Source organism: Lysobacter claricitrinus (assembly GCF_045866565.1).
Lineage (GTDB): Bacteria > Pseudomonadota > Gammaproteobacteria > Xanthomonadales > Xanthomonadaceae > Cognatilysobacter > Cognatilysobacter claricitrinus.
On sequence record NZ_BAAFZV010000002.1, the window covers coordinates 1,354,000 to 1,370,709 of the forward strand.

Annotated in this window: 14 protein-coding genes; 9 read left to right on the forward strand and 5 right to left on the reverse strand. The window is 69.8% G+C overall.

From position 1 onward, the window contains the following. Positions 1-95: 95 nt before the first annotated feature. From aroB to hemE, 3 genes are all read left to right on the forward strand, one after another. Positions 96-1,151: a 3-dehydroquinate synthase gene (gene aroB / locus ACKTTN_RS11165; protein ID WP_407910075.1), complete on the forward strand. Its 1,056-nt coding sequence runs from the start codon at positions 96-98 to the stop codon at positions 1,149-1,151. Positions 1,152-1,290: 139 nt separating this feature from the next. Next, positions 1,291-1,542: a hypothetical protein gene (locus ACKTTN_RS11170; RefSeq protein WP_407909906.1), complete on the forward strand. Its 252-nt coding sequence runs from the start codon at positions 1,291-1,293 to the stop codon at positions 1,540-1,542. A gap of 199 nt (positions 1,543-1,741) precedes the next feature. Further along, positions 1,742-2,818 carry a uroporphyrinogen decarboxylase gene (hemE, locus tag ACKTTN_RS11175; protein ID WP_407909907.1) on the forward strand — a complete coding sequence of 359 codons (1,077 nt, stop codon included), beginning with the start codon at positions 1,742-1,744 and terminating at the stop codon, positions 2,816-2,818. A 125-nt stretch (positions 2,819-2,943) separates the two neighbouring features. Here hemE and ACKTTN_RS11180 read toward each other — a convergent pair whose 3' ends face one another. Further along, positions 2,944-6,468 (reverse strand): hybrid sensor histidine kinase/response regulator, encoded by a 3,525-nt coding sequence (locus ACKTTN_RS11180; RefSeq protein ID WP_407909908.1) that lies wholly within the window; start codon positions 6,466-6,468, stop codon positions 2,944-2,946. Between the two features lie 143 nt (positions 6,469-6,611). Here ACKTTN_RS11180 and ACKTTN_RS11185 point away from each other — a divergent pair, with 143 nt between their 5' ends. From ACKTTN_RS11185 to ACKTTN_RS11200, 4 genes are read left to right on the forward strand one after another with little or no spacing between them, the layout of a single operon-like run. Then, positions 6,612-7,214: a YceI family protein gene (locus tag ACKTTN_RS11185; RefSeq protein ID WP_407909909.1), complete on the forward strand. Its 603-nt coding sequence runs from the start codon at positions 6,612-6,614 to the stop codon at positions 7,212-7,214. Next, positions 7,211-7,792, forward strand: coding sequence for a cytochrome b (locus ACKTTN_RS11190; RefSeq protein ID WP_407909910.1), 582 nt, complete (start codon positions 7,211-7,213; stop codon positions 7,790-7,792). Before ACKTTN_RS11185 ends, ACKTTN_RS11190 begins: the two co-directional genes overlap by 4 nt. Next, the gene (locus tag ACKTTN_RS11195; protein WP_407909911.1) at positions 7,789-8,355 is read left to right on the forward strand and encodes a YceI family protein; all 567 of its coding nucleotides are present in this window, start codon (positions 7,789-7,791) and stop codon (positions 8,353-8,355) included. Before ACKTTN_RS11190 ends, ACKTTN_RS11195 begins: the two co-directional genes overlap by 4 nt. Positions 8,356-8,376: 21 nt before the next feature. Beyond that, on the forward strand, positions 8,377-8,511 hold the full coding sequence (locus tag ACKTTN_RS11200) for a hypothetical protein (protein WP_407909912.1): 135 nt from the start codon (positions 8,377-8,379) through the stop codon (positions 8,509-8,511). Positions 8,512-8,521: 10 nt separating this feature from the next. Here ACKTTN_RS11200 and ACKTTN_RS11205 read toward each other — a convergent pair whose 3' ends face one another. Continuing rightward, positions 8,522-8,752 carry a glutaredoxin family protein gene (locus ACKTTN_RS11205; RefSeq protein ID WP_407909913.1) on the reverse strand — a complete coding sequence of 77 codons (231 nt, stop codon included), beginning with the start codon at positions 8,750-8,752 and terminating at the stop codon, positions 8,522-8,524. Positions 8,753-8,837: 85 nt separating this feature from the next. Here ACKTTN_RS11205 and ACKTTN_RS11210 point away from each other — a divergent pair, with 85 nt between their 5' ends. Together ACKTTN_RS11210 and ACKTTN_RS11215 are read left to right on the forward strand one after the other, a co-directional pair. Beyond that, positions 8,838-10,220, forward strand: a complete 1,383-nt coding sequence (locus tag ACKTTN_RS11210; protein WP_407909914.1) for an L-serine ammonia-lyase — start codon at positions 8,838-8,840, stop codon at positions 10,218-10,220. An 89-nt stretch (positions 10,221-10,309) separates the two neighbouring features. After that, positions 10,310-13,372 (forward strand): diguanylate cyclase, encoded by a 3,063-nt coding sequence (locus ACKTTN_RS11215; RefSeq protein ID WP_407909915.1) that lies wholly within the window; start codon positions 10,310-10,312, stop codon positions 13,370-13,372. Here the strand turns inward: ACKTTN_RS11215 and ACKTTN_RS11220 are convergent, their stop codons facing one another. From ACKTTN_RS11220 to metX, 3 genes are read right to left on the reverse strand one after another with little or no spacing between them, the layout of a single operon-like run. Next, positions 13,373-14,473, reverse strand: coding sequence for a homoserine dehydrogenase family protein (locus ACKTTN_RS11220; protein WP_407910076.1), 1,101 nt, complete (start codon positions 14,471-14,473; stop codon positions 13,373-13,375). It lies immediately after the preceding gene. Next, a complete protein-coding gene (metB, locus tag ACKTTN_RS11225; protein WP_407909916.1) occupies positions 14,473-15,669 on the reverse strand; it encodes a cystathionine gamma-synthase in 1,197 nt (398 codons plus the stop codon). The genes ACKTTN_RS11220 and metB overlap by 1 nt, the downstream gene beginning before the upstream one ends. Continuing rightward, a complete protein-coding gene (gene metX, locus ACKTTN_RS11230) occupies positions 15,666-16,694 on the reverse strand; it encodes a homoserine O-succinyltransferase MetX (protein ID WP_407909917.1) in 1,029 nt (342 codons plus the stop codon). The genes metB and metX overlap by 4 nt, the downstream gene beginning before the upstream one ends. Between the last annotated feature and the right edge of the window lie 16 nt (positions 16,695-16,710).

The window sequence follows — 16,710 nt, forward strand, 5'->3', positions numbered from 1 at the left end:
TGGCGGACCTGCTGGATTCGACGGCGCTGCAGGAACGGCGCGACGCAACGAGCCCGCGTCGCCTCGATGTCGACAGCCCGCGCGGCACATATCCCATCCACATCGGAGCGGGACTACTCACGGAGGGCTCCGCGCTTGCCGCCGCGATCCGAGGTCGGCACGTGCTGATCGTTACCGACGCGAACGTCGCGCGCCTGCACTTACCGGTGCTGGATGCGACGGTGCGGCGCATCCGCCCCGATGCGCGCATCGCAACGCTGGTGCTGCCACCCGGCGAGTCGGAGAAGACCATCGGCCGTTGGCAGGAAGCGATCGATGCACTGGCGAAACTCGGCGCGACGCGTGACGCCACGGTCGTTGCACTCGGTGGCGGCGTCATCGGTGATCTCGCGGGCTTCGCCGCCGCGTGCTGGATGCGCGGGATCGACGTCGTCCAAGTGCCGACCACGTTGCTGGCGATGGTCGATTCGTCGGTCGGCGGCAAGACGGCGGTCGACCTGCCGGCGGGCAAGAACCTCGTCGGCGCATTCCACCCGCCCTCGGCCGTGATCGCCGACACCGCGACGCTCGCGACCCTGCCGCCGCGCGAGCTGCGGGCGGGGCTGGCGGAAGTCGTGAAGTACGGGGCGATCTTCGACGCAGGTTTCCTCGCCTGGCTCGAGGCTCGCGTCGACGCGCTGATCGCCGGCGACGTCGCGGTGACGGCGGAAGCCGTCGAGCGCTCGTGCCGCTACAAGGCCGAGGTGGTCGCGCGCGATCCGTTCGAACGCGGCGACCGCGCGCTGCTGAACTTCGGCCACACCTTCGGCCACGCGATCGAAACCGAGCAGGGCTACGCGGGCGCCGTGGGCGGACTCGTGCACGGCGAGGCGGTGGCGGTCGGGATGGTGCTTGCCGCGCGGCTGTCGGCGGCGCTGGGTCGCGCACCGGTCGCCGACGCGGAGCGACTCGAACGCCTGCTGTCGTCGCTCGGCCTGCCCACCCGGATTCCGGTCGGGCTCACGCCGTCGGCGCTGCTCGACCGCATGCGCCTGGACAAGAAGGCAGACGCCGCGGGGCTGCGTTTCATCCTCTGGGACGGCGCGGGCCAGGGGCGCATCGTGCGGGACGTTCCCGACGCAGCGGTGCTCGACGTCCTCGGCGCGGGGTAAGCGCGACGTCGCCTGCGCATCGCCAGCGCGCCCCGTCCGGCCCTCGCCGGGCGGCGCGGGAACGCGTTGAACGGCGCACCGCGACGCATTCATTCCCGTCGCGGCCGAATTTTCGGGCCGCGCGGCTACAATTCCGCCGATGCGATTGCTCCTGCAACAACGCCCGGACGGCCACGAAGCGCCACGCTTCGTCCAGCTCATGCTCCAGCCCGACCTGCTTGGCGGGTGGACGCTGGTGCGCGAGACCGGCCAGATCGGCGGCAAGAGCACGGTGCGTCGCGAACAGTTCCTCGACCAGCAGTCGGCGGTCAGTGCGCTTGAACTCGCGCGCGATGCGCAGATCAAGCGCGGCTTCCAGTTGATGTTCGCGGAGGGCGCCGCTCCGCGTTGACGGATCGTGCCGGAAGGGCTTTCCGTGCCAGCTCCGCTGGCCATGGGTGCCCCGGCAAGGGAATCCGAAACCCGGGCGTCGCATGCATTGCACCGGATGGCCGGACGACGCGAGGTTGCGGAGGCGGCCCGACGGCATGGGAAAGCCACCGCGTCAGCCCGCTCCGCCCTACCCCTTTTCAAATCGAAGCGACGTTCCCATGACCCACGCCCCGCTCCAGAACGACCGCTTCCTTCGCGCGCTACGCCGCGAATCCGTCGACCGCACGCCGGTGTGGCTGATGCGCCAGGCCGGTCGCTATCTGCCGGAATACCGCGCCACCCGCGCGCGCGCCGGCAGCTTCCTGGCGATGGCGAAGAATCCCGACATCGCCTGCGAAGTGACACTGCAACCGCTGGAGCGTTTCCCGCTCGACGCCGCGATCCTGTTCTCTGACATCCTCACCGTGCCCGACGCGATGGGACTGGGCCTGTACTTCGTGGAAGGCGAAGGCCCGAAGTTCGAGCGCCCCGTGCGCAGCGCCGACGACATCGCCAAGCTCGCGGTGCCGGACGTGGGCAGCGAGCTGCGCTACGTCACCGATGCCGTCTCGCTGATCCGTCGCGAACTCGGCGGCCGCGTCCCGCTGATCGGTTTTTCCGGCAGCCCATGGACGCTGGCCTGCTACATGGTAGAAGGCGGCGGCAGCAAGGATTTCTCGCGCGTGAAGTCGCTCGCGCTGAACGATCCGGCCGCAATGCATCGCCTGCTCGATGTCACCACCGACGCCGTCATCGCCTATCTCGACGCGCAACGCATCGCCGGCGCGCAGGCCCTGCAGGTATTCGACACCTGGGGCGGCGTGCTGTCGCCCGCGATGTACCGCGAGTTCTCGCTGCGCTACCTCGAGCGCATCGCCGGCGAGCTGCCGCGCGGCGAAGGCGACGATGCCGCCCCGCTGATCCTGTTCGGCAAGGGCAACGGCGCGTATCTCGAAGATCTCGCTGCGACGGGTGCGGAAGGCGTGGGCGTCGACTGGACCGTCGACCTCGGCGATGCCGCGCGTCGCACGAACGGCCGCGTCGCACTGCAGGGCAACCTCGACCCGGTAACGCTGTACGCATCGCCCGACGCCATCCGCGGCGAAGTCGGTCGCGCACTCGACGCCTATCGCGACGGCAACGGCGGCTCGCGCGAGGGCCACGTGTTCAACCTCGGCCACGGCATGTCGCCCGACATGAATCCCGAGCACGTCGCCGTGCTCGTCGACGCCGTGCACGAACTCAGCGCGCGCTGATCGATCGGCGCTGATCCGGCGCCGCATTCGATCAGCGACGGCGAACCATCGCCACACCGGCAACGATCGACATCGATGCCGGCAAACGAGCAACGGGGAAACGCGGCGCCGATGGCCGCGTGGCCCTATGCAGGCATCGCCGGCATCACCCGCACCAGCGCAGCGGCCAGCATCGCGCCGGTCACCGGCTTGCGGATGAAGTCATCGAAACCGGCGGCGCGCGCCCGCGGTTCGGATTCGGCATCCGCCCGCGCGGTGACGGCAACGAGCGGCGCAGTGAAGCCGTGCGCGCGCAGCTGGCGCGCCAGCGCGAAACCGTCGAGCCCGGGCAGATCGAGGTCGAGCAGGCCGACGTCGAAGGCCGCCACGCGCGCTTCGGTCAGCGCCGCGAGTCCGTGCGGCACGTGCTGCACGCGATGGCCCTGCGCACGCAGCAGGCCGGCGACGACTTCGGCGACGGTCGGATCGTCTTCGACCAGCAGGATCGACAACGCACGTCGCGGCGCGACGATGCCGGGATCGCCATGCGTCGCGTCGGGCAGCGCGGCATCGTGCAACGGCAGGTCGAGGTGGAACGTCGAGCCGACGCCGGGCGTGCTCTCCAGTCCGATGCGGCCGCCCATCGCTTCCGCCAGCTCGGTGCTGATGGCGAGACCAAGCCCGCTGCCGCCATAACGCGCGGTGGTGCGCGTGCCGTCGGCCTGCTCGAAGCGGCGGAACAGCTTCGCGCTCTGTTCGGCTGAAAGGCCCGGGCCCGTATCGATCACGCTGAAGCGCACGCCGGCGTCGTGACGCTCCACGCGCAATGTCACGCCACCGCGCTCGGTGAACTTTTCCGCGTTGCCGAGCAGGTTCAGCAGGATCTGCCGAAGACGGTTGCAGTCGCCGCGCACGCCGCGTGGCACGTCGTCCGCGATGTCGAGCGTGAACGTGCGATCGCGACGACGTACCAGCGGGCCGACCAGTGACGCGACTTCGTGCAGCACGCGATGCAGGTGGAAAGGTTCATCGTCGAGTTCCAGCCGGCCGGACTCGATGCGCGCGAGGTCGAGCGCATCGTTAAGCAGGCGCAACAGGTGCTCGCCCGCACCGCGAATCGCGGCGACATAGCCGCGCTGCCTGCTGTCCAGCGGCGTGTCGAGCAACAACTCGGTCATGCCGAGAACACCGGTCATCGGCGTGCGCACCTCATGGCCGAACGTGGCGAGGAAGCGCGTCTTCGCGGTCGACGCTTCTTCCGCGAGCACGCGTTCGTGCTCCATGCGTTCGAGCGCATGGCGACGGCGCAGCCGGCCGCGATACGCGATCGCGGCCGTCGCCAGCGCGACGAGCGCCAGTGCCGCGAGCAGCGCGCGCGCCCACCAGGTCTGCCACCACGGCGGCCGCACGACGAACATGATTTCGCGTGGCGCCGACCAGATCTGGTCGGCCGTACGCGCGACGATGCGCAGGCGGTAGTCGCCCGGCGGGAGTTGCGAGAACACGCGCTCGCCGTCCGCACCGACGTCCACCCAGCCACGGTCGAAACCCATCAGGCGGAAGCGGTATTCGTTCGCGCCCGTGTTGTTGAACGCCATCAGCCGCGCCCGCACGCGCAGGTCGCGGTCGTCGTGCGCCACGATCATCCGTGCACGCGGATCGAGCGCGACACGAAGCCCGCCGTGGTTCACGTCCACCGCCTCGAGCTGCAGTCGCGGCGCGCGCGATTCCGGACGCACCACCGCAGGATCGAACACCACCAGCCCTTCCGGCGAGCCGACCAGGATGCGGCCGTCGCTCGCCCGCGCTACCGGTGGACGCGCGAATTCCTGGCTGGGCAGGCCGTCATGCACGCCGTAGACGCGGGTGCTGCGTGCGACGGGATCCACGCGCACGAGGCCGCGCACCGTCGTCACCCAGATCCGGCCAGCGCTGTCGACGAGCAGCCCACTCGCGGCGACACGCGGAAACCCCAGCTCGATACCCAGACGGTCGACGCGAACAAGGCGCGCGCCGTCGACGCGGTAGTGCTCGACGCCACCGAAGCGGGCGAGCCAGACGCTGCCGGCCTCGTCGAACGCGATGCCGTCGACCTCCGCAGCGTCGACGCCCGGCACCGCCGCCGCGCGCCCGGAGACCGCGTCGACCGCATAAAGGCCGGCCGATGTCGCGGCCCACACCGCACCACCGGGTGCCAGCGCGAGCCCGCTGACCGTCGCACCGCGTGGAAGCCCGTGCCCGTCGCCGGGCATCAGCGTCGTGCGGACGCGTCCGTCCTGCAGTCGCGCCTGGATGCCGCTCTCTCCACCGATCCAGACCAGGCCATCGGCGGCCTGCAGCAACGAAGGCGATTCGCCCGACAGTGCGCCGTCGTGCATGTTCGCGGCCCACCGCTGGATGCGGTGCGTGGCGGGATCCAGGCGCGCCACGCCGTCCGAGTAGGTGATCCACAGCTGGCCGTCGCGGTCTTCCAGCACGCCGTCCAGGATCACGCCCTGCGCGACGTCGTCGAACACGTGCGCGACCGCGCCGGTTTCGCTGTCGAACCGATCGAGCACGCCACCGCTGCCGACCAGCCACATCGAGCCGTCGCGCGCGGAGGCGATGCCGCGCACCTGCGCATTGGCGAGCGACGCCGGGTCGTCCAGGCGCCGCGCCAGCACCGAGAACTGCCGCCAGCGCGGTGGCAGGTACCACAGCCCATTCGTGTTGCTGGCGAACCACAGGCCGCCCTCGTGATCCTCGCGCGCGTCCACCCACGACGGACGCACGATGCCCTGCGACGCCGCGCTGTACAGCGGCACCGACGCCACCACTTCTTCGCCCTCGACGCCGAGCCCCTGCGGGATGTCGAACCAGTGCGTGCCCGCGCGATCGCGCAGCAGCATCTGCAGCAGCTGGCCGCCGTTGGACGTCCATTTGGGCGACGCGATGCCACCGCGTGCATCGCGCTCGACGAGTCCGCGCGGCGTGCCGATCCAGAGCGCACCGCCGACGTCGGGCGCGATTCCGTTCACCACCGGCGAGGGAAGCCGTCCGGTGTCGTCGCGGATGAAGTCGTGGCCCGTCCAGCGCGCGATGCCATTCGCAGTGCCGACCCACAGAACGCCATCGGCGACGACCAGCTTGCGGATCTCCACCGCCGGCAGGCTGCGCGCGTTGCCCGGGATCGGCATGAAGCGTTCGACGCGCCCGCCGCGCAGCCGGTGCAGGCCAGCATCCGCCGTGCCGAACCACAGGCTGCCGTCGCGCGTCGATGCGATCGACCACACCTCCACGCCACCGACGTTCGGCGTCGCGCGGTCGTACCAGGTGAAGTGATCGCGCGCCGCGCCGAGCACGGCGAGCCCGGCCGTGCGCGTGCCGATCCAGACGCGGTCGGCGGCGTCGACGTGCACGGTCCAGACGAAGTTGTCGTGCAGCCCCTGTTCGACGCGCCACACACGGAAGCCGACGCCGTCGAACCGCGCCAGGCCGTCGCTGGTGGCGACCCACAGATAACCGGCGCGATCCTGCGCGATGCCGTTGATGCGGTTCGACGGCAGGCCGTCGGCCACCGTGTACTGACGCGGACGCGGGGTTTCCGGCAGACCGGCGCGTGCGACTCCGGGCCAGAACGTCGCCATAACGACGAGCAGGCCTCCGGCCACGAGCGTGGAAAACGTGCGCATCCTGCATCTCCCCGGCATCCCCGCCCGTAAGGCTCCACGATCACGCCGGCGCGGGCAACCGCCATGGAACATCCCGTTGCGCACGTCTCCACGGCCGCTCACGGATACCGCGCCTAGAATCGCCGCACGCACCGAGGACCACCATGCATCGTCGCCCGCTGCTTGCCGTGCTGCTTGTGCCTGCGTTCGCGTCCGCCGAGGAGTTGGCGATCGATCCGGTGCACACGCGGGTGATGGTCGCCGCGTCGCACGCCGGGTTTTCGCAGGCGATGGGCGTGGCCTCCGGCGCGACCGGTCGCGTCGATTTCGACGACGGCTGGGCGAACGCGAAAGTCGACGTCACCGTGCCGCTGAAGAAGCTCGACTACGGCGACGCCGGCTGGAACCGCGCGGTGCAGGGCCTGCTCGACACCGACAAGTTCGCCGACGCGCATTTCATCTCCGACCGCGTGACCCCGCGCGACGCCACGCATGCGGAAATCTGCGGAACGCTGTCGCTGCACGGCGTGTCCAAGCCGCTGTGCATGGACGCGACGCTCAATGCGCTGAAGCGTCATCCGATGCCGCCGTTCCGCCGCACCGCGGGTTTCTCCGCGACGGCCAAGCTCGATCGTTTCGACTACGGCATCGAGAACTGGCCGTCGGTGATCGGTCGCGAGGTCGAACTGCGCATCGAGATCGAAGCCAGCCGCGGCATCGGCGCGCCCGAACCCACGCCCAAACCGGACGAGACGCCTACGCCATGAGTCGAACGCCGTCGCTGTCGCCCGAACGCTGGGGCGCCGTCAGCCAGTTGTTCCATTGGACCTGCGCGGCGTTGATCGTCGCGCTCGGTTCGATCGGCCTGTACATGACCGAGCTGACCAGTCCCGTCGCGAAGATCCGCATCTACGCACTGCACAAGTCGCTCGGCCTCACGCTGCTCGCGCTGGTCCTGCTGCGGCTGTTGTGGCGGTGGACGCACAAGGTGCCGGGCGCAGTGCCCGGAACGTCGCGACACATGAAGCTCGCGGCCGACGGCATGCACGGCGTGCTGTACGCGATGATGATCGCGATGCCGCTCACCGGCTGGCTGATCAACTCCACCGCCGGCTATCCGCTGCAATGGTTCAAGCTGTTCAACCTGCCGTCGATTGCGGCGAAGAACGAGCACCTCAACGGCATCGCCAAGAACCTGCACGAATTCGGGTTCTGGCTGCTCGCCGTGCTTGTCGTCGGCCATGTCGGCGCCGCGATCTACCACCACGTTTTCCTCGACGACGGCACGCTGCATCGCATGCTGCCCTGGCGTCGACGCCTTCCCCCGCCGGAGTCCAACCCGTGAACCGTTTCGTCCCGCTCGTCCTCGCGCTCGCCGCGCTGCCCGCGTTCGCCGCCGACTACGTGCAGGCACCGGGCTCCACGCTCACGTTCGCCACCAAGTACCAGGGCGACGTGTTCACCGGCCGCTTCCCGCAGTTCACCACGCGGCTGTCGTTCGACCCCGCGTCGCTCGCGGCGTCGAAACTGGACGTCACCATTCCGCTCGCCCCGACCGCCACCGGCGACAAGGAGCGTGACGAGAACCTGCGCGGCACCGACTTCTTCAACGTGGCGAAGTTTCCGCAGGCGCGTTACGTCGCGACGAAGTTCCGCGCGCTCGGTGGCAACCGTTATGCGGCCGACGGCCAGCTGACGCTGCACGGCGTCAGCCGACCGGTCACGCTGACTTTTACGTGGACGCCGGGCGCTGCCCCGGTGCTCGCCGGCCAGGCGACCGTGAAGCGCCTCGAGTTCGGCGTCGGCGGTGGTGACTGGACCGACACCAGCATCATCCCCAACGACGTCGCGGTCAGTACGAAAGTCATGTTCGCCCCGGCATCGAAGACCGCGGCTGCGGCAAAATAGCGGCGTTGTCTTCCAGCACGGATGCTGACCATGCACGTTTCGAATCGCAGCCCGGCGCGCCGGCGCTTGCGCTATGCCCGCATCGCCGTTCGCATTCTGCTGCTCGCAGCATTGACGGCCGCCCTGTCGATGGCGGCGTCGCGCGGCTCGCATTGAGCCGGATCGATCAGCTGCTGGCCAGCGCTCGCACGCGTTCCACGTCGAACGGCCAGTCGAGCTCGACGCCGCCGGTGGCATCGCGCAGCACCGGCACGCGAACGCCGTACGTTGCTTCCAGTGCATCGTCGTCGTCGATGAAGACGCTTTCGAAGTCCGGCAGGCGCGCGGCGGCGAGCACCTCCAGGGCGAGGTCGCACAGGTGGCAGTCGTCGCGCTGGAAAAGGATGAACCGGCTCATGGGGATGCGCTGCAGTACGGGAAAGCGGCGGGCGGTACGGACGTAGAATAGCCGCCTCCCCTTCCTGCACTGCGCTGGAGCCACGGTGGCCGTCAGCACCTTCGACCTGTTCAAGATCGGCATCGGACCGAGTTCGTCGCATACCGTCGGGCCGATGCGCGCTGCCGCGCGCTTCGTCGAACGCTGGCTGGTGGAGAACGGCGAGCTGCAGCGAACCGCACGCGTTCGCGCGGAAGTGTTCGGTTCGCTTGCGCTCACCGGCCGCGGTCACGGCACCGACAAGGCCGTTCTCATGGGCCTGGAAGGCCATTGGCCGAACCAGATCGATCCGGACGTGATTCCGCCGGCGCTCGAACGCATCCGCGCGACCAAGCGAATCCGCCTGCACGGTGAGCACGAGATCGGCTTCGACGAGAAGCACGACCTCATCATGAACAAGCGCCAGAAACTGCCGTTCCACACCAACGGCATGCGCTTCACGGCGTACGACGCGCATGGCGAAGTGATCGCCACACGCGACTACTACTCGGTGGGTGGCGGCTTCGTCGTCAACCAGGATGAAGCGGCGGAAGACCGCATCGTCGCCGACGAAACCGACCTGCCCTATCCCTTTTCGACCGGCGATGCCCTGCTCGCGCAATGCGAGGCCACCGGCATGTCGATCGCGCAACTCATGTTCGCGAACGAGCAGGTCTGGCGTTCGCCGAGCGAGATCGAATCCGGCCTCGACGAATTGTGGGCGGCCATGCAGAGCTGCGTGGCGCGCGGCATCCGCGAGAGCGGCACGCTGCCGGGCGGCCTGCATGTCGCGCGGCGTGCGCCTGCGCTGCATGCGGAGTTGTCGGGCAAGCCCGAAGCCGCGATGCGTGATCCGCTCACCACGCTCGACTGGGTGAATCTCTACGCGCTCGCGGTGAACGAGGAGAACGCGGCGGGTGGTCGCGTCGTCACTGCACCCACCAACGGCGCGGCCGGCATCATCCCGTCGGTGCTGCACTACTACGACCGCTTCATCCCCGGCGCGAACATCGCCGGCGTACGCACGTTCCTGCTCACCGCCGCGGCGGTCGGCATCCTCTACAAGGAAAACGCGTCGATCTCCGGCGCGGAAGTCGGCTGCCAGGGCGAGGTCGGTGTCGCATGTTCGATGGCGGCCGCGGGCCTGACCGCCGCGATCGGCGGCACGCCCGGGCAGATCGAGAACGCGGCGGAGATCGGCATGGAGCACAACCTCGGCCTGACCTGCGACCCGATCGGCGGCCTCGTGCAGATCCCGTGCATCGAACGCAACGCGATGGGTGCGGTGAAGGCGATCAACGCCAGCCGCATGGCCATGCGTGGCGACGGCAAGCACAAGGTGTCGCTCGACAAGGTCATCAAGACCATGCGCGACACTGGCCGCGACATGCAGGACAAGTACAAGGAAACCAGCCGTGGCGGCCTGGCGGTGAACGTCATCGAGTGCTGAAAAACGGGACGCGCGTCGCCTCAGGCGGGAGGGCGGCTGCCGATAAGACCTCTAGCGGGCTGTTCGTCCGAGGGGAAACGGCCGTACCGATGCGCGTTCTCGCACTCCTTCTTCTGCTGATCGGCCTGGTGCTACCGCCGGCTGCGCGCGCGCTCGAGCCGGGCAAGGCGTTCCATCACTACGTCCGCGACGACTGGTCGATCCAGCAGGGCCTGCCGCAGATCAGCGTGCTGGCGCTTACTCAGGACCGCATCGGCTACTTGTGGGTCGGCACGCAGTCCGGGCTCGCCCGCTTCGACGGCATCGAATTCCACAGCTATACGCCCGACAACACGCCCGGCCTGCCCGGCCCGTGGATCCGCGCGTTGCTGACCGGCCGCGACGGCCGCGTCTGGATCGGCACGTACAAGGGCCTGTCGGTGTACGACGGGCACGGCTTCACCGCGATCCCGGGGCCGAAGGGCGAAACCGCGCTCGACATCACCGGCCTGGCCAGCGACCCGCAGGGCGGCATCTGGGCGACGTCGATGACCGGCGTGTTCCGCGTCGCCAACGACCGGCTCGAACCCGTCGCAGGCGGGCCGCAACCCGCGCAGGCGCCGCTGCCGCGCGACGACGGCCTGTGGGTCGGCGGCCGTGGCGCGGTCTGGCATCGCCTGCCGACCGGCCGCTGGGAACGCCTCGCCCTGCCGGACAGCGCGGCCGACGCGCAGGTCAATCGCCTGATCGCATCGCAGGGCGCGCTGTGGGCGGCGACGTCGCGCGGGCTGCTTCGTCGCGTCGCCGATGGCTGGCTGGCCTACGACGAAGACGCCACGCTGGCCCGCGTCCCGGTCGACATGCTGTTCGAGGATCGCGACGCGAACCTGTGGGTCGGCGGCGATTTCGGCCTCGCCCGCCTGCGCGACGGCCACGTCGCCGAGATGATTCCGGTCGGCGCGCCCGGCGGGTTCCCCGGCCTGCGTTCGGCGTTCGAGGATCGCGAAGGCAATCTCTGGCTCGGTAGCCAGTGGGAAGGCCTGGTGCGCGTCTGGAGTTCGTGGACGCGCCGCTACAGCACAGCCGAAGGGCTGACCGATCGCATCGTCTGGTCGGTCGCCAAGGATCCCGACGGGCGTGGCCTGTGGGTGGGCGGCAACGACGGCGTCAGCCTGCTGACCGACGGCCATTTCCGGCACGTCGTCGCGCCGGCGGACCTGCCCCATCCGCACGCCTACAACCTGCTCGCCGAACACGGACGGCTGTGGATAGGAACGCGCGGCGGGCTGCGCGTGCTCGATGCCGGCGAGGCGAAACCCAAGGCGCTGCCCGCGCTCGCTGCGATCGGCGGCGCGCAGGTCAACGCGCTCGTTCGCTCGCACGACGACGCGTTGTGGATCGGCACGCCGGAAGGCCTGTTCCGCTGGAAGGACGACCAACTGCGCCGCTTCGACGAGCGCGACGGCCTCGCCGATGCGCGCGTCCGCTTCGTGCTCGACGAGGCGAGCGGATTGCTCGTCGGCACGCAGAACGGGCTCTTCATGCAGCGCGGCGACACCTTCGTGCGCGACCGCGACCCCGGCCTGCCAGCGGCGCTCGACGTCACCGCGATCCATCGCCTCGCCGATGGCCGCCTGGTCATCGGCACGCTCAACGAAACCAGCTACGTGAAGGATGGGCGTCGCTGGCACGAACTCGGCGCGCAGCAGGGCGAGCCGGCGAACGCGCCGTTCTACTTCGCCGAAGACGACGGTTACCTGTGGAGCGCCGGCCTGCGCGGCATCACCCGAGTACTCGTCACCGACCTCGCCGACTACGCGACCGGTCGCACTTCGCGCGTCCGCGGCGAAATGCTGCTCAACGAGCGCGGGGATCGGCAGGCCGGCCAGCAGGGCTACTGCTGCAACGGCGCCGGCACCGCGAAGGGCGTTCTCGACGGCAACACGTTGTGGCTGCCGACGCGCGACGGCGTGGTGTCGATGGACACGCATGCGATCCGCAAGAACCCGGTGCCGCCGGGCGTGGCGATCGAACGCGTGCAGCTCGATGGCGCGTGGCGGGACGCGTGGCGCCTGCAGGGCCAGGCATTCCCCGACCACGCGCGCGACGCCACGTTCGAATTCACCGCGACGTCGTTCGTCGATCCCAAGAGCGTGCAGCTGCGCTATCGCCTGCGCGGTTACGACCCCGACTGGGTGGACGCCGATGTCGGCGTGCGCCGGGCGCGTTACACCAACCTGCCGCCGGGCCGGTACGTGTTCGAGGTGATCGGCAGCAACAATGCCGGCGTCTGGGCGAAATCGCCTGCGACGCTGTCGTTCTCGGTGCCGCCGCGCTTCGTCGAGACCGGCTGGTTCGTCGCGCTGTGCGCGCTCGGCCTCGCACTGCTGGTGTTCGTCGGCTATCGCATCCAGCGTTATCGCTACCAGCGCCGCCAGCAGGCGCTGGAAGCCATCGTGCTGCAGCGCACCGAGGCGCTCGCGCAGGCGAACCGGCAGCTCGAGGAAGCGAGCCACACCGACCCGCTCACCGGCCTGCGCAATCGTCGCTACATCGGCGCGCAGCTGCCGGCCGACCTGTCGTTCTACGACCGCCAGATCGACAACGGGCCCGTGAACGACAAGGCCATGCTGTTCGCGCTGGTCGACATCGACCACTTCAAGCTGGTCAACGACCGCTACGGCCATCGCGCCGGCGACCTCGTCCTGCAGCAGCTCGCGGGAGTCCTGTCGGGCCTGGTGCGCACCGGCGATTACGTTGCGCGCTGGGGCGGCGAGGAATTCCTCCTGGTGTTCCGCCCGATGCCCGAGCGCAACGTCTCCACCATCGGTGAGCGCATCCAGCACGCCGTGGCGACGCATCCGTTCGATCTCGGCAACGGCATGGTGCTGCCGGTGACGTGCTCGGTCGGCCTGTCGCAGTACCCGATCGTGCGCAACGAAGACGGCGCGCGCTTCGGCTGGGAAGCGATGATCGAACTCGCCGACCAGGCGCTGTACTACGTCAAGACCAATGGCCGAAACGGCTGGGCGTCGTTCCGGCCGACGCCGCTCACCGACCTGCGCGAACTCGTCGACAGCGTGCATCGCGACCTGTCCGCGATGCTCGCCCGCGACGCACTGCGCATCATCGGACGCATCGCCGGGCATCCGGTCGGCGCGCCCGCCGAATGATCACGCCGCGCGCACGATCCGCAGTACGTCGTCGAGCAGCGCCGCGGCGGTAACACCGGCGCCGGCGCCGGGCCCCTGGATCACCAGCGGCTGCGCGTCGTAGCGATCGCAGCGGATCGCGACGCGGTTGTCGGTGCCCTGCCCGGTGGCGAGCGGATCGTTCGCCGCCAGCGATTCGACGCCGACCCGCGCGCGAAGCCGGCCGTCGACGACGTCCAGCCGCGCGACATGCCGCAGCTTTTCACCATGCTTGTAGGCCTGCGCGAATCGTTCGCGCAACGGCGTGTCGAGCACATCGAGGCTGTCGTCGACCTCATGGGCCGCGCATCGCGCCAGCACGTCCGGCACCAGTGATTCGACCTGCACATCCTCGGCCTCGAGCGCGAACCCCGCGGCGCGCGCGAGGATCAGCAGCTTGCGGCGCACGTCCTCGCCGGACAGATCCTCGCGCGGGTCAGGCTCCGTGTAGCCGGCTTCGCGCGCCTGCCGCACGAAGCCGGAGAACGGACGCAGGCCGTCGTACGCGCCGAACAGCCAGGCCATCGAGCCCGACAGCACGCCGGCGATGCCGGTGATCGCATCGCCGCCCTCGCGCAGTGCGCGCAGGCTGCGCAAAAGCGGCAGCCCGGCGCCGACGGTCGCGGCGTCGCCGTAGGTCGTGCGCCCCGCGCGGCAGGCCGACTGGATCGCCTGCCAGCGCGCGAGCGACACGCCCTGACCAAGCTTGCTCGCCGTCACGACATGCACGCCCTGTGCGAGCCAGTCGGCGTGGCGCGACGCGACAGCTTCGCTGCCCGTGGCGTCGATGACGATGGCCGTCGACTCGCCGTCGAACACGTCGAGCGACACCTCGCGGTTCGCATGCGCGATCGACGCGAGGCGATCGCGCGCGGACACAGGCGCGAGGCCGTCACTGCAGGCAACCGCCTGCCGCGAATTGGCAACGTGCACGAGCCGCAGCGACGGCAAGCTATCGTGCAGTCGATCGAGCCGCTGCAGCAGTGCGCCGCCGACCGTGCCGACGCCGAGCAATGCGATTTCCGCAGCGAACACCTCGCGTTTTCGCGACGCGGCCGCGATCGGTCGTGCCAGCGCTTCCATCAGGCGACCACCGGTTCGCGTCGACACGCGTGGCGAACGCGCGCGAGGCCGGCGTCGATGTCCTCGAGCAGGTCATCGACGTGTTCGATGCCGACCGACAACCGCAGCAGGCCGTCGCCGATGCCGGCGGCGCGCCGCGCCTCGGGCGACATCGCCGCGTGCGTCATCGTGGCCGGGTGCGCGACCAGGCTTTCTACGCCACCGAGCGACTCGGCGAGCGTGAAGCACTGCAGGCCATCGAGGAATGCACGCACCCCTGTCTCGCCACCTTCGAGTTCGACGCTGAGCATCGCGCCGTAACCGCATTGCTGGCGCGCCGCGAGTGCATGACCGGGATGCGATGCGAGGCCCGGGTAATGCACCGCGCGGACGCCGTCGTCGCGGACAAGCCGCGCGACCAGTGCCTCGGTGTTTTCCTGATGGATGCGCAGGCGCGCGTCGAGCGTGCGCAGGCCGCGCAGCGTCAGGAAGCTGTCGAACGGCGCGCCGGTCAGGCCGAGTGCATTCGCCCACCACGTCAGGCGCTCATGCGCGCCGGCATCGCGCGCGATCACCGCGCCGCCGACCACGTCGCTGTGGCCGTTGATGTACTTGGTCGTCGAGTGCACGACGACATCGGCGCCCAACGCGATCGGCTGCTGCAGCGCGGGCGAAAGGAAGGTGTTGTCGACCACCGCGAGCGCGCCGATCGCATGCGCGGCGTCGATGGTCGCGCGCAGGTCGGTGATGCGCAGCAACGGGTTCGAGGGCGTTTCGATCCACACCACCGACGCGCCGTCGGCCAACGCCGCGTCACGCGATTCCGCACGCGTCAGGTCCGCCGTGACCAGTTCGAACGCACCCTTCGCGGCCAGCGCATTGAAGAGCCGCCAGCTGCCGCCGTACGCGTCGTGCGGGACCACGAGTCGACCGCCCGCCGGCAGCAGCGCATGCAGCACCAGCGTGATCGCCGACATGCCGGTCGACGTGATCGTGCCGCCGACGCCGCCTTCGAGTTCGGCCAGCGCTTCGCCCAACAGGTCGCGCGTCGGGTTGCCGCTGCGCGTGTAGTCGTAGGTGCGCTTGGCATTGAACCCCGCGAACGAAAAATTGGACGACAGCACCAACGGCGGCGTCACCGCGCCGAACGCGGTGTCGCGGTCGATGCCCGCACGCACGGCGACGGTGGCGCGACGGCCGGGACGCGACGCGCTCATGCCAGTGCCTCCGCGGCGAGCGCTTCGTCGAGGATGGCGGCAATCGCCTCGGGTTCCTTCAGGAACGCATCGTGGCCGTAGCGCGAGCGCAGCACGCGCAGTCGCGTTTCTCCGCGCAGCCGCTGCGCCAGCGCATACGCGTCGGCGAGCGGGACGAGGCGATCCTGTTCGATCGCGACGAGCGTGACGGGCGCGGCGATCGATTCGGGCGCCACATCCTGCAGGTCGATCGATTCGGACAACCTCAGGAACGCATCCACCGGCGTGCGCGCCGCGTATGCCTGGCCAGCGTGGTCCAGGTAGTCCTCGGCCGGAACGTGCACGCGGCCATCGACGACACGCGCAGCGCCGAAGCGTTCGTCGAACTCCTCCGGCGTGCGATAGCTCAGCAGCGCGAGCTGACGTGCGAGTACGAGGCCATCGACGCCGTCGCACTGCAACGCACCGAGCTGCACGGCGCGACGCTGCAAGGCGCGCCACGCACTGGAAAACGGATGCGCGCGATGCACGCCGCTGATGGCGACCAACCGCTGCACGCGCGCCGGTTGCCGCGACGCCAGCTGCAGCCCGACCATCGCGCCGTACGAGCTGCCGACGAACGCGTGGAGCCGGCGGATGCGCAGGTGGTCGAGCAGCGCGGCGATCGCGTCGGCCTGGTCGGCGGGATCGATCGGCGCGTCGAGCGCGCCGTCGGCGCCGAGCCAGTCGAACGACACGATGCAGTGCGTGCTCGGGTCGATCGGCCGGTCGACACCGACCTGCGCCTCCCACCAGCCGCGCGACGGGTCGACGGCATTCGCGGCGACATGCCGATGCGCCGAAATCCCGCCGGCCGCGAATACGGCCGGATGCGCGGTGTCGCCGGCGATCTCGTAACGCAGGTGCACGCGACGCGGGCCGGCATGGCGCAGGACGAGATCCACATCGACCTCGCCGCGGCGGGCGGCGGGCAAGGTGGCGAAGAGTTCGGCATCGACGGCCTGCAGCGGCGCGTCGGCGATACAGAAACTGGAAACGAGGCTCATGACGGGGCTCCGGCGG

Excerpts from the sequence above, each read along its gene's own strand:
- ACKTTN_RS11170 (WP_407909906.1), top strand. The coding sequence starts at position 1,291 with ATGCGATTGCTCCTGCAACAACGCCCGGACGGCCACGAAGCGCCACGC.
- hemE (WP_407909907.1), top strand. The coding sequence starts at position 1,742 with ATGACCCACGCCCCGCTCCAGAACGACCGCTTCCTTCGCGCGCTACGC.
- ACKTTN_RS11180 (WP_407909908.1), bottom strand. The coding sequence starts at position 6,468 with ATGCGCACGTTTTCCACGCTCGTGGCCGGAGGCCTGCTCGTCGTTATG.
- ACKTTN_RS11185 (WP_407909909.1), top strand. The coding sequence starts at position 6,612 with ATGCATCGTCGCCCGCTGCTTGCCGTGCTGCTTGTGCCTGCGTTCGCG.
- ACKTTN_RS11190 (WP_407909910.1), top strand. The coding sequence starts at position 7,211 with ATGAGTCGAACGCCGTCGCTGTCGCCCGAACGCTGGGGCGCCGTCAGC.
- ACKTTN_RS11200 (WP_407909912.1), top strand. The coding sequence starts at position 8,377 with ATGCTGACCATGCACGTTTCGAATCGCAGCCCGGCGCGCCGGCGCTTG.
- ACKTTN_RS11205 (WP_407909913.1), bottom strand. The coding sequence starts at position 8,752 with ATGAGCCGGTTCATCCTTTTCCAGCGCGACGACTGCCACCTGTGCGAC.
- ACKTTN_RS11215 (WP_407909915.1), top strand. The coding sequence starts at position 10,310 with ATGCGCGTTCTCGCACTCCTTCTTCTGCTGATCGGCCTGGTGCTACCG.
- ACKTTN_RS11220 (WP_407910076.1), bottom strand. The coding sequence starts at position 14,473 with ATGGAAGCGCTGGCACGACCGATCGCGGCCGCGTCGCGAAAACGCGAG.
- metB (WP_407909916.1), bottom strand. The coding sequence starts at position 15,669 with ATGAGCGCGTCGCGTCCCGGCCGTCGCGCCACCGTCGCCGTGCGTGCG.
- metX (WP_407909917.1), bottom strand. The coding sequence starts at position 16,694 with ATGAGCCTCGTTTCCAGTTTCTGTATCGCCGACGCGCCGCTGCAGGCC.